The sequence below is a fragment of the Rapidithrix thailandica genome, from assembly GCF_039710355.1.
Lineage (GTDB): Bacteria > Bacteroidota > Bacteroidia > Cytophagales > Flammeovirgaceae > Rapidithrix > Rapidithrix thailandica.
Genome location: NZ_JBDKWZ010000003.1, coordinates 85,464 through 98,270 on the forward strand (window position 1 = coordinate 85,464; position 12,807 = coordinate 98,270).

Consider the following 12,807-nt stretch of genomic DNA (forward strand, 5'->3'; position numbering starts at 1 on the left):
TTTCACTTAAAAAGCGGGGGCTTTTTGCTCGTTTACTTTTCGCTCCAGGGTTTCGTATGAAGCTCTGAGGCTTTCCAGAGTTTGGTTCAAATCCATTTCCCTCTCTCTCATGGAGGCAATTTGCTCTCTTGCTTCTTGTAACAAAATTTTATTTCTGTGTATATTGATTTTGGAATACACCTGAATGGCAAAACCATTGATTGCCTTTTGAATTAATTGCAAGTTAGTGTCCGTAGGTGTTTGAAAAGCAAGCAGTTCAAAAACGGCCACCACTTGCTCATTAAATACTGCCGGCACGGTCGCAACATACCGGGCCGTATCTTCTCCCAATCCCGAGCGGATTTGAATATAATCCTTGGGAACATCACTCAGGTAAATGGCTTCTTTTTCCAAATAACTCTGCCCCACCGTTCCTTCTCCCGGGTATATATATTTCTCAATAAACTTTTTACGCTGATAGGCATAACAGGCCTCCATGGTCAATACCACTTGCTCTTTTTCATCCTTATCGATTAAATAGATGGCTCCCACCAAAAAGCCCGCGGAATTTAACAATTGCATTAAAAAGGCATTGAGCATCTCTTTAAATTCTTTATCGGGATCTTGCAAAATAGCGTTGAGCAGATGACTTTGTTCGTTGATCCAAAGCCGGTTTTTATTTTCCTGTACCAGGGATTCCAATTCAGCCGCTTTTTCTTTTTCCGAACGAACACTCTCCTGAATTTCCCCCAACATATTTTTAAAAGCAAAAATCAAGGTTCCGATCTCATCCCTGGTGGATACCCCCTTTAATAATTTGTCCACATAGCTTGGTCCTTTATCGGAATTGGCAATGGCCTTGGTCAGAGCGGAAAGCGGTTGGGTAATGACTTTGGTAACGCGGAAGGTAATAAACACACAACTTAAAATAATCAACAAAGCCAATCCTAACAACACGCCTTTTAACCAATTGACTTCCTGATGATATTTTTGAGTAGAACGCTCTTTCAACTGTACACAGAGAGCCTCCATCTGTTGAGCTTGTTCTCGTAACTTCCCCTTCAGGCCCTCCTGATTGCTAACACCAATCCGCTGATCGATTTGTGTAATCTGTTCAAATTGATGATAGTATGCTTGTATTTTATTTTTCAACCGGTTTTTGGTAGTGGGGTCCAGAGCCATCCCCTCAATCATCACTTGCATCGCCTCGGCCTGTTTTTGTAACTTCAGTTTATACTTCTCTTCTTTTCGCAACAGATAATCTTTTTCATGCCTGCGCAACATCAGGATATCCGCTAAAGGAACCATTTCCTGCATCTCTTCCAGAGCATGTACATACTCCCTCATCTTGCCAACCATTCCATGATCTTTGAATCCCCGTTCGGTCAGTTTCTCCTTTAATTGCGAAAAACGGGCAGTATACTCATCGGCAATTTGCTTAAAAGTAGCCAAAGTACGCAACAGATTTACATCGTCTCTTACATACTCACTTTTCTGAATCCGCACTAAAGAATGAACAATTCCTTCTACATGCTCTTCAAAAAGCAGTGTGTTAGGGCTGTGCTGACTCGTCATAAACTCAGGACGGATAAGGTCTTCCAGCAACATGGATTGGTAAGCTCGCCATGCCGCTTCATGGTGTAATTTCAATTCAGCTATTTTTTCTTGAATACGGGAATACCGGGTAATACGCCTGTTGACTAATAAAGCAATACCACAAAAAAGCACTCCTAATAAAATGATCAAGGAATAGCTAAATAACAATTTGTATTTGAGCTTTGAAAGTTTATTAAAATATTGCAAAGGCATAGGGAATCAGGATAATTGGTTCAATTTGGTAAAAATCCGTGCAAAACTAGCATTTTTAAAAATAGCTTTCTAAGAAATGCCTATTAAAGGTTATTCTTTTTACAAAATCAAAATTACCCTCATTCCTTACATAGTACAATTTTTTTAGATTAAGTAAAGATGAAGATTGTTGGAAAGGGGAAATGCATGACGGAAACAGGTTGTTACTACCTTCTGCTAACAGTTTATACCGTTACTCCTCCGCAACTGGAACCCGCTCCGGCTGTACATCCATAACAATGCTGGTTTAATACGATTTTCCGCTGGTTTAAGGAGCCAAAATCAAAATCCCGAATATGTTGCGGAACACTTCCTTCTACGTTCAAATCCAGCATTTGATTAAAATCGCAATCGTACAAATAACCGTCCCAACCGATGGAAACGGTATTCCGGCACATTACCCCTTTTGCTGCCGATGGGTTAAAGGCATTTACTAACTTGTCCATGTAGGCTTCGTAGTTGCCACTTTGAATTAAATAATCCAAAAAACGGCTGATTGGCATATTGGTAATGACATACAGTTGATTAAAATCTACATTGTAGGTACTCTTCAACTTTTGTTTAAACTCCTTTTCCAAACCCTGTTGAGGTCCGGGAAGTAACGCCCCGGTAGGATTATACACCAGATTTAAAGCCAAGTCGCTATCAGGTTTTCCATAGCCAACGTGATTGAGCATATGCAAGGCTTCAATCGACTTTTCGAATACTCCCTTTCCTCGTTGCGCATCTGTACGGATGGCGGAAAAGTGTGGCAAAGAAGAGACAACTTCAACCTTGTGTTGTTTATAAAACTCGGGCAGATCGTGGTACTTTGGATTGGCCAAAATAATGGTCAGGTTGCAGCGCACCATGATGTGTTTGCCCAATTTGGACACTTCTTCTACAAACCAACGAAAGTGAGGATTCATTTCCGGGGCTCCGCCTGTCAAATCTACCGTTTGGATATTGGTATGGCTCAAAGCCTCCAGACATTGCTCCATGGTTTCCCGGGTCATGATTTCTTTGCGGTCCGGCCCGGCATCTACATGACAATGCTTACAAGTTTGGTTGCACATTTTCCCCAGGTTCATTTGAAATATTTCAATACCCGTAGGATGAAGGGGATACAAACCAATTTTATGTAATTTCTCTTCAAACTTCGGAAACTGTTCTCCGCTTTCGTGAGGCTTATTCAATACTTTGAGCTGAATAAGTGTATCCGAAAGCTCATGATGTTGTTTCTTCAGGCTTTGCATAACATTGAATGGGTTAATTATAAGATAAACACTGACCGGGAAACGCCGATGAGACGCCCCCGGTCATCTCTTTCTGTTGACTACATCAATACTTCTTTGGCTTTGTTCATCATTTGTACACCGTGTACCAATGAAGCTCCTCCTCTAATAGCCGCTGATACATGTACGGCTTCCATCATTTGTCCCTCCGTAGCTCCTTTCTCCAGAGAACCTGTTGTATACGCATCAATACAATACGGACATTGTACTGCATGCGCCACTGCTAAAGCAATCAAGGCTTTTTCTCTTTGAGACAATTCCCCCTCTTTGAAAACATCTCCATAATAGTCAAAAAACTTCTTGGCTAATTCAGGTTGAAACTCTTTGATATCGCCAAATTTGCCTAAATCTTCGGGTTTATAATATGTTTTTTCCATGTTTCTTCAATTACTTTTTTATGAAATGAAATCACCCTACTCTCCATCCGGATTGACAAATCAAATATGCGTATACATTCATAGTCAAAATGCCGGATAAGTGCAGAGTTTCAACTCTTGTATTCTTAATTTAATAGCTTAGCTAAATTGAGTTGCATAGGAAATTGAATCAAGAATCTCGATACTTGATCGTATGCCAAAAGACTGAGAACAGCCTATTTTATATTTATAGAAAATTTGACAGGGGGGCCTCTGTAGTAGGTGTTTTTCAAATAGAAGCCGGAAGGAAAAATCAAAATTGGCAGAAGAATATATATATCGTCATTCAACAAATAGAAAAGTAGCCGTCTGACAAATTGCACATCTGCATCCGGCTCCTTCAACACTTCTTGTAAGTCTTGAAGGTTATCTGCATCTCTCTGTAAACGCAGCGCACTTAATGAAGTATTCGCTAATTGACTATAAGCAATTAAATCACTTTGCACGTGACTGGAGTTCCACCGTAACCGGGTCAACCGGTCCCGGTCAAACACTTCTTTGGTCATTCCCAAAAGATAAACCCCTCCGTCTTTTGCAGGCCCGATAACCAAACGGTCTGCGGTAACTTGCTCACAGGCTTGCCGGATATCCTCTTCCCGTAAGGACAAACAATCGTTACCAATGGCAATCACTGCTTGATACCCTAACAAAAACAATTGTTCAAAGGCATTGGCAAAGCGTTCTCCAAAGCTGTTTCCCTGTTGCCGTTTTTCATCTATGATAAAAACCTTCAAGCCTGTTTTCTCAGCTTCTTTCCGGGTTTTGCGAAGAAATGCCGTATATAATTGTAGTTGTTGTTGAAGTGATAATGCCTTGTCCAGCACTTTATACTTACTCTCTTCCCGGGGAGTCCGGCTGAAAAGCATCAGGGCAATATGGGAAGTTGAGGTGAACACGTTGTTCGTTTATCAAAGTAAAATAAAGTTGTAACAATTATACCGGTATCAAGCCCTCCTCAAAGTGGCTTTTAAAGAATAATAAAAAACCAGGGCAAAACCCAATGCCAGCATTCCATGAAAAAGCAGGAAGCCCAGGTCCTTCAGGTATATTCCGGTAACAATCCCTCCCAAAAAATAAATTCCTAACAAACCTTCTAACACATTGAGAATACTCAGCTTAGGCTTTACATAGATATTTCCTTTCCATTGGTCTTTGACAGAGGTAATATTGAACTTCGGCGTCCGGATGAACGGAGATTTAAATCCTAATAACCCTTCTAACACCGCTATGGCATTGTGTAAAGACAAGCCCATAGAAACCATCAAAAACAATGGGAAATGCTTTAGAAAATACCATGTGGTTTTGGTCGGCACCAAACGCTTGGAAGCCACCCAATAAAAGTAGGTAATGGAGAAAAAACCCAAAAGGAATACACCTCCCAAATTAATTACCCATTGCACCTCCGGATAGTGCTGTTTCACAAAGAGTATGGGAATGCTCAGAAGTGCAGCAATCAACAAAAAAACAAATACGGAACTATTCAACAAATGAAAGGTTGCATGGATTTTATTGGATAATCCTAAATGGGCTTTAAGCACCTGTCCTAGGTTTTTTCTGGCGGACTCTGCCGCACCCTTATTCCAGCGAAATTGCTGGGATTTGATGGCGGGCATCAGTACGGGTAGCTCTGCCGGAGCTACAACATCTTCCAGGTAAACAAACTTCCATCCGCATAATTGGGCACGGTAGCTCAAATCCAGGTCTTCCGTAAGTGTATCGTATTGCCAACCGCCCGAAGAGGTAATACAGGACTTTCGCCATACCCCTGCGGTTCCGTTAAAGTTGATAAAGCTTCTGGCAGCACTTCTACCCCCTTGTTCGATGGTAAAATGCGCATCCAAACCAAACGCCTGTAAAGAAGTCAGCAAAGAATAATCCTTATTTACGTGCCCCCAACGCGTTTGGACCACGCCAATATTGTCTTGGGTAAAGTGTGGAATGGTCTTTCTCAGGAAATCCTTTTCCGGGAGAAAGTCCGCATCAAAAATCGCAATAAACTCCCCTTTACAGCAGTCCAAACCATAATTCAAGGCACCGGCTTTAAAACCTACCCGTTCTTTTCTGCGAATATGTTGAATATTGAACCCCTGCTCTTGTAAAGCTTTCACTTTTTCAGCAATGATTTCTACTGTTTGATCTTCCGAATCGTCCAATACCTGTACCTCCAAGCGCTCAGTGGGATAGTCAAAATCCGCCACTGCCTCCAACAACCGCTCCACTACATACAACTCGTTGTACACTGGCAACTGTACAGTGACCCATGGCCATACTTTGAGAGTGGGTACAACTTGCTCTTTTTTCTTTTTGCGTAAAGCCTTTTGATAATACAACACCAAGTGTAATTGGCTCAAACTAAAAAAGAAGATAAAGGATAGTGAAACTATATAAATGACCAGAATACAATATACGATCATAAGTATTTGAAAATCGTCCATAAAATTTTATAACCTGCCATCACCGTGCCTTTCACCGTACCCGAAACTTTTGAAAAGCCAATCCGTTTGCGATAGTCTACCGGCACTTCAGTGCACTTTAAAGCTTTTTTAGCGGCTTTCACTTGCATTTCCACGGTCCATCCGTACGTGCGGTCCACCATGTTTAAAGCCAGCAATTGGTCCCATCGTACCGCCCGGAAAGGGCCCAAATCGGTAAATTTTACTCCATAAAACCATTTTAGCAAGGTCGTGGCCAACCAATTGCCAAATATTTGCGGAAAGGTCATCGAGCCGGATGCTCTTTGCCCCAGCTCCCTGGAGCCTATCACTAAATCATACCCTTCGTGAAGAATGGGACTGATTACCTCTGGCAATTGCTCGGGATGATCGGAATAATCCGCATCCAAAAAGACGACAATGTCAATCGGTTTATGCTGGTTGCGAAGATAGTTGATTCCTTTCAGACAGGCATTTCCATAGCCTTTTTGTTGTTCGTCCAGTACCGTTGCACCGGCCGCTTTTGCTTGCTTGGCCGTTTCGTCCGTAGAGCCATTATTCACCACAATCACTTCCTCCACCCAGCCTTTTGGAATATCGTTAATTACTTTTCCTACAGAATTCTGTTCGTTAAAAGCCGGAATGATTACTTTGATAGTTGGTTTCAATAGTATGATAATTAATTTCGTATAGTTCCGGTGTCAAAAATGAAAGATGACCCGTTAAAAGTTTTTCTCTTGAAGGTTAGTTGATAACAGATTTCTGGCTTTCAGCCAACTCTACACTATTATTCCCGATCAATACAGCTTTTCCAAAACGGCCTTCTTCACTACGTACTTCCAGGTTCAGCACCCCCCGGGGGCAAACCGAAGAACATACCCCGCATCCCACACAAGAAGAGCGAATGATATTTTGGCCCCGCTGGGCATACCAACGAACGTCAATGCCCATTTCACAATAGGTTGAACAATTCCCACAAGAAATGCACTGTCCGCCATTTGTTGTGATACGAAAACGGGATTTGAAGCGCTGCACAAAACCCAAATAAGCAGCCAACGGACATCCGAACCGGCACCAAACCCGGTTGCCCATCAATGGATAAAACCCCGTACCGACGACTCCTGAAAAGACAGATCCGATCATAAAGCCGTACGTACTTCGCAAGGTGCCAGTACTCAGGCCAAAGAGTTGATAACTTCCGGTAAAATATGTGTACAAGACTCCAAGCGTCATCAGTATGGCAAACCCCAACACCCCATGAATCATCCAGCGCTCTACTTTCCAAGCTTTTAGCGACTTATCTGATAATTGCCGGTACGGGTCACCCAGTGTTTCGGCCAATCCCCCGCAACCACATACCCAGGAGCAATACCAACGTTTTCCAAAAAAGTAAACAAACACAGGCACTCCTAAAACTATCAAAGTGACTCCCCAAGCCAGCATAAAAATTCCTATTCCCCCGGCACTGCTGAGTTGATTGATATGCCAGGCATCAAAGAAGTCATAATCCAACGGCCAGATGTTTTTAAAATCGTAATACGGTTGGTTCAAACGCACCAGAATTTCCGGAATCAAAAAGGCAAATGCCGTTTGAAAAAACATCACTGAAAAAGTCCGTAGTAACTGATAGCGACTATGCCGGTATTTGATGAGCATCCGCACACCCATTACCAAAATCGCCAAAGTATAGATATAACCATATAAAAACCACTGACTGGCCGGATTGCCACTCAACACTTCACTCAGGGGATCCACCATCACAATCCAGTTGCTCATATGCTCCGGATAGAAGTACAATACGATGTAAAATGCGATGAGATACGTCCCGGTCAATATTCCCAGCCAACCCCGGTTGGTCATGGACCGCTGAAATATGCGATTGTTTTTGATACCGGGAAGCTCTTTGGATTTGGGAAGCAAATACATCATCGCCCCCAATAGACACAACCCATAGGTGAGCCAAAGAAAAAGTACAGGATGAGATTTGACAGGCCCCTTTGCCGCTGCTTTGGTCAATGCAAACATCAAGGTTTTTATTTGATATTCGTCAAACCCTTTGGTCTTTAATACCTCGAGTTGAACTCCCTTCAATGCATTGGAAAAATCTTGCTCCAACGCCTCATTATTGGCATATTCTCTTCCATCCATCCAGCCGGCATAATCCCTCAACACTTTTTGCCGGAACACCAAGGCTTCTCCTTCTCCGGACAATGACTCTACTACTTGTGATAGATTGAACGTCAACGGAAAACTCTCGGTTTGGCTCTTTATGACTTGTGAGACTTCTTCTTGACTGATTCCGTATTGCTTCGTAAGCCGGTTATTCGTCTTGTCAAATAACTTATGTAAACCGGCTACAAAAGAAAAGCTATTTTGATACTCCTGAGTTAACAACACAGTGGCGTTTTCTTTGAGGTTAACAAAGTCCACCTCTTTGGAAAGTTGTTGTCGCAACATCTCCGGGGTAAGTTGATAGGAGGTCCAGAAAATAGAAATATTAAAAATGGCAAACCCCAAAATGAATGCAGATAAACCCAATTTTTGAATACTCATGGCTTTCTTTTTATAAATAGTCATAACAACAATCCTGTGTGATGCCATCCCGGATCAGCCCCCTCACAAAAACGGTCTGTCAAGAGTGCATATAGGCCAAAACTTGAATTCGCACCTGCTTAAACACTTCTTTTTAAGCTCCTTTACAATACTAATCAAAAGCATCAAGAGGAAGTGTCAGAGCCCTGACAATATTTTTTTTAATACTCGAAACACTTGAAAAAATTCAATAAATTTGGTAATTTCAGGTCGTTCACACCTATATGATAGACTCAATTCGCACTTTATGATATGTAATGGAATAAACCCGCGCCGCTATAGGGCATTATCTAAATTTCTTCTAGGGGTTTGGCCTGTAGTCAAAAGAACTGACCATTACTTTAATCAAAGCTTAGATCATGTTTAAAATTCTTTTTTGGCGGTAAAAATTCTCAGTGTAGGATTCTCAAAATACTGAGCTGAGGTTTCTGAAAGGGGAGGTTTTGACCCAAAGGATAAAATTTAAACATACTCTTAATCTAAATTAACCGGAAACTCATTCTAGCATACAAGTTATGGCATCTCACTTTTCCTTAATAGAGGGTAAAGGCCCCGGTAATTCTTCATGGAAAGATGTTACGGTAAAGCTGAATCAAGTGGTGAGTCAGGAGGCTATGCAACAGTTACTTTCTCAACAATCGGCCTTGGTGTTTGTATTAAATTATTCCACTCGTAAAATAGAGTTTGTCAATCAGGAAAAATTTTTAGGACACCGGTTAGAATATTGGGGAAAAAGTGAAAACTTTCGAAAAAAACTTCATCCGTCCTGTCAGGGCCCTTTTAAAAATTTTTGGAAACAATTACTTACTAACGGAGAGAGTAAACACTCTTTTAAAGTCAAAAACCGGAAAATGCGGTGGAAGTGGATTTCAGTACGCGCAAAAACCCTCCGTTGGAATGTAAATAACTTCCCGGAAGCATTTCTTTTTACGGTAATCAAAAATGAAGACCTCCATGTCTTTGAAGACAAGCTTAGCGAGCGTATTGCCTATTATAATGCCGTGCTGAATGCAGGTGAAACGGGTATTTTTGCTATTGATAATCAATACCGGATTTTGTTGGTGAATGATTGCCATCAAAAGTATTCACAAAGAATTTTCGGACAGCAATACAGGATTGGCACCAGTGCCTTTCGCTATATTCCCACAGGATTGAGATTAGCCGAATACAAAAAACTCCTTGATGCCGCCTTGAAAGGAGACGAAATCCAATCGGTATTCAAACTGAAAAAGCAAGACGGGCATCACTACTGGGCCGAATTTGATGTCTCTCCCATTTATCAACAAAAAATCATCATTGGCGCTTTGGTTCATGCTCAAGACGTAACCGGAAAAATAGAAAATGAGCAAAAAATCAAAGCGGCCCATACCAACCTGAAAACGATTATTAACAATACCGAAGATGCCATCTGGTCGATTGACCGCCAATTCCGGGTCATCATTGCCAATGAAACATTCTCCAAACTCTTTGAAAAATATTTTCAACGTCCGGTACATCCCGGTGACCGCATTATTGACATCATTTCCGACTCTATCAAAGACTTGTGGTTGGACAGGTATGCAATGGCCTTGGACGGAAAAAAATTTGAAGTTAAAGAAAACTATACCTTGCAAGGGAGAGTATACTATTTTTTGACCAATTTTAATCCCATCATTGACGAAAAAGGCAATGTATTAGGTTGTTGTATGTATTCCAAAGATATCACGGAAATCCATACGGCACAGGAAGCCTTAAAAGAGCACAACCAACAACTGTTGCAAGCCAATGAGCAATTGGACCGGTTTGTATACAGTGTATCACATGACTTACGGGCGCCCATTGCTTCCTCCCTGGGTTTGATCGAATTGGCCAACCTTTCCACCGAAATGGATGAACTCAGGGAGCTACTGGAGCTCCAGAAGAAAAACCTCCAAAAGATGGATAATTTTATCAGTGATATCGTGGAGTATGCGCGAAATGCACGGCAAGAATTAAAAATCCAGGAAATCAGCTTTGAGCAAACCATTCAACAACTTCTGGAGCAACTCAGCCATATGCAAGGGGTCAAGCAAATTGACAAAAAAATCGAAATTCATCAACATGGTCCGTTTTTCTCCGACCAAAACCGTTTGAATATCATTATCAGCAACTTACTTTCTAACGCCTTCAAATATTTTAACCCCTATGAAGAAGCTCCTTTTGTAAAGGTGAAAGTGTTTACCAGCCCTCAACATGCCAAACTCGAAATCAGCGATAACGGTATTGGTATTTCAGAAAAGCACCTCAACAAAATATTTGATATGTTTTACCGCGCCTCGAATGCCTGTAGCGGAACCGGTATTGGCCTTTATATTTTAAAAGAGGCTTTACAAAAGTTGAACGGCACCATACAAGTAGAATCAGAGGTAGGCTTCGGGACTACATTTGAAGTACAAATCCCCAACCATCATCATAGGCTCCATACGGAACATGATTCCCTTATCAGAGGCCGGTAGCCCCCATCACTGACCTAGTTCCTCTGCCACCGGTATTTCTTGTTGTCGGGTATAAGCTTTTTGAATCATCAAACTTAGAATAAAGGCAAACAAGGTAAGAACCGCCCCAAAGATAAATGCTTTTTGCAATGCATCGGCCAAAGCAATCCCCCCGGTTTGTACGGCTTCCCCCATAATTAAAGACATTGTTGAAACCCCGATAGCACCACCGATAGTGCGTGCAAACGAAATGGCAGCGGTAGAAGCCCCTAACTCCTTGGCTGTGGCATTTTCCTGCACGATTAACAAAGTCCCCAACATTCCGAAACCCATACCACAACCAACTACCAAGCCGACTCCCGCCAAAACATAAAGCCCCTGATGTACTAATAAAGCAAAACCCGAAAAGCCAATGAGTAAAATACTAAACCCCAGTACAATCAATTTGCTCATTCCGATTGTATGGATGAGACGGGCCCCAATCACACTGGTAATGGTCCAACCCACAATCATAGGGGTTAGCACAATTCCGGCAGTGCTGGCATCTTTATTGGCTACACTTTGCACAAATAGAGGAATATAGGCAATCGCGCCAAAAAAAGCTGCTCCTGCCAACAAGTTATTAAAAATACTAAACCGGGAAATATTGGTACGCAAACTGGTGATCGGCAACAAAGGAGAAGGGTGTTTCCATTCAAAATAAAAAGCAATTCCCATCAAGGCTAAACCTGACAATACATACCAGATGACAACCTGATCCAAACCCCAAACCAAAAGGCCCGTACCCAATGAAAACAGGATGGCCCCGGGCCAATCGATTTTCACCTTGTGCGATTCGATTTTTTCTTCCAAAAACATGTATACTAAAACCATCGCCACGATGCCAAAAGGAAGGTTCAGAAAAAATACCCAATGCCAGGAGATATGGTCTACAATCAAGCCCCCTATCATAGGTCCTACCAAACCCGAAAATCCCCAAACCCCACTGATATAGCCTTGGACTTTGGCTCTTTCGGCCAAGCCATACATCTCTCCCACCAGAGTCATGGTTAACGTCATCAGGCAGCCGGCTCCCATTCCCTGTAAAGCCCTCATGGCGATTAACCAGTACATATTATAAGCAATGCCGCAAAGCATAGAACTTACCACAAACAAGACGACACCCATTAGGTAAAGTCGCTTTCTACCGAAAATATCGCTCAATCGCCCCCACAATGGACTGGATACCGTGGAAGTCAACATATAAACGGCAAATGGGAGTGCATATAAATGTTTGCCACCCAAATCCTCAATCACTTTGGGCATAGCCGTAGCCACTACTGTTCCTTCCAAAGCACCCAAAAATATTCCAATAATTAATCCGGCTGTAGCAAAGGCTTTTTTGTTCATAAAATGGAATCTTGATTTTCTGGTGATAAAAAGAGGCTTGGGATTTTGGCAACCTGAAAAGTAACAAAGATAAAGAAAGCATTAACGATCCATAGACATTCTTCTATATATTTATCAAGGTTATTTAATTAAAATCAGGTAAGCAAAAGGAATTTTCAAAAACATTCTTTATATTCATGCTCTCACAGAAATTTAGAACAATGTTTATCAGCACCTCAACCCTTGTGTTTTAAAACACATCCGTCTCTCATTCAATCCTCAACAATTAAGCATTGAGTTGTTTTTTGTATCTCAATGATGCTGAAGTCTCGTTTTCAAGACTTTGAATATTTCATTTCCTAATCAAAAGAGATCTTATTTCACGGGTATCTTTTGAGGGATTCACTGCAATTTTTTCCATAGATATTTTATCAAAGACAGAATT

9 protein-coding genes are annotated in these 12,807 nt (G+C 41.6%); 1 reads left to right on the forward strand and 8 read right to left on the reverse strand.

Annotation, left to right across the window (positions count from 1 at the left end; genetic code table 11):
- Positions 1–6 precede the first annotated feature (6 nt).
- The 7 genes from AAG747_RS06065 to AAG747_RS06095 all read right to left on the reverse strand — a co-directional run bounded on the left by AAG747_RS06065 (position 7) and on the right by AAG747_RS06095 (position 8,502).
- Entirely contained in the window at positions 7–1,743 is a 1,737-nt protein-coding gene (locus AAG747_RS06065; RefSeq protein ID WP_346820250.1) for a GAF domain-containing protein, read from the reverse strand.
- Positions 1,744–2,012: 269 nt separating this feature from the next.
- Positions 2,013–3,062 carry an arsenosugar biosynthesis radical SAM (seleno)protein ArsS gene (gene arsS, locus AAG747_RS06070; protein ID WP_346820251.1) on the reverse strand — a complete coding sequence of 350 codons (1,050 nt, stop codon included), beginning with the start codon at positions 3,060–3,062 and terminating at the stop codon, positions 2,013–2,015.
- 80 nt (positions 3,063–3,142) lie between these two features.
- Positions 3,143–3,478, reverse strand: a complete 336-nt coding sequence (locus tag AAG747_RS06075) for an arsenosugar biosynthesis-associated peroxidase-like protein (RefSeq protein WP_346820252.1) — start codon at positions 3,476–3,478, stop codon at positions 3,143–3,145.
- A gap of 215 nt (positions 3,479–3,693) precedes the next feature.
- Complete coding sequence (locus tag AAG747_RS06080) at positions 3,694–4,413, reverse strand: TIGR04282 family arsenosugar biosynthesis glycosyltransferase (RefSeq protein ID WP_346820253.1); 720 nt, start codon at positions 4,411–4,413, stop codon at positions 3,694–3,696.
- Positions 4,414–4,461: 48 nt separating this feature from the next.
- Positions 4,462–5,952 (reverse strand): cellulose synthase family protein, encoded by a 1,491-nt coding sequence (locus AAG747_RS06085; RefSeq protein ID WP_346820254.1) that lies wholly within the window; start codon positions 5,950–5,952, stop codon positions 4,462–4,464.
- Entirely contained in the window at positions 5,928–6,617 is a 690-nt protein-coding gene (locus AAG747_RS06090; RefSeq protein ID WP_346820255.1) for a glycosyltransferase family 2 protein, read from the reverse strand. Before AAG747_RS06090 ends, AAG747_RS06085 begins: the two co-directional genes overlap by 25 nt.
- A 76-nt stretch (positions 6,618–6,693) precedes the next feature.
- Positions 6,694–8,502 (reverse strand): 4Fe-4S binding protein, encoded by a 1,809-nt coding sequence (locus tag AAG747_RS06095; RefSeq protein ID WP_346820256.1) that lies wholly within the window; start codon positions 8,500–8,502, stop codon positions 6,694–6,696.
- Positions 8,503–9,056: 554 nt separating this feature from the next.
- On the opposite strand from AAG747_RS06095, the gene AAG747_RS06100 reads away from it, so the two are divergent.
- Positions 9,057–11,015 (forward strand): PAS domain-containing sensor histidine kinase, encoded by a 1,959-nt coding sequence (locus tag AAG747_RS06100; RefSeq protein WP_346820257.1) that lies wholly within the window; start codon positions 9,057–9,059, stop codon positions 11,013–11,015.
- Between the two features lie 6 nt (positions 11,016–11,021).
- Here the strand turns inward: AAG747_RS06100 and AAG747_RS06105 are convergent, their stop codons facing one another.
- Positions 11,022–12,383 (reverse strand): MDR family MFS transporter, encoded by a 1,362-nt coding sequence (locus tag AAG747_RS06105; RefSeq protein ID WP_346820258.1) that lies wholly within the window; start codon positions 12,381–12,383, stop codon positions 11,022–11,024.
- Positions 12,384–12,807: the final 424 nt, after the last annotated feature.

What these genes read in the sequence shown, in the direction of transcription:
- arsS (WP_346820251.1), bottom strand. Translation starts at nt 3,062, where the DNA reads ATGCAAAGCCTGAAGAAACAACATCATGAGCTTTCGGATACACTTATT.
- AAG747_RS06085 (WP_346820254.1), bottom strand. Translation starts at nt 5,952, where the DNA reads ATGGACGATTTTCAAATACTTATGATCGTATATTGTATTCTGGTCATT.
- AAG747_RS06105 (WP_346820258.1), bottom strand. Translation starts at nt 12,383, where the DNA reads ATGAACAAAAAAGCCTTTGCTACAGCCGGATTAATTATTGGAATATTT.
- AAG747_RS06095 (WP_346820256.1), bottom strand. Translation starts at nt 8,502, where the DNA reads ATGAGTATTCAAAAATTGGGTTTATCTGCATTCATTTTGGGGTTTGCC.
- AAG747_RS06100 (WP_346820257.1), top strand. Translation starts at nt 9,057, where the DNA reads ATGGCATCTCACTTTTCCTTAATAGAGGGTAAAGGCCCCGGTAATTCT.
- AAG747_RS06075 (WP_346820252.1), bottom strand. Translation starts at nt 3,478, where the DNA reads ATGGAAAAAACATATTATAAACCCGAAGATTTAGGCAAATTTGGCGAT.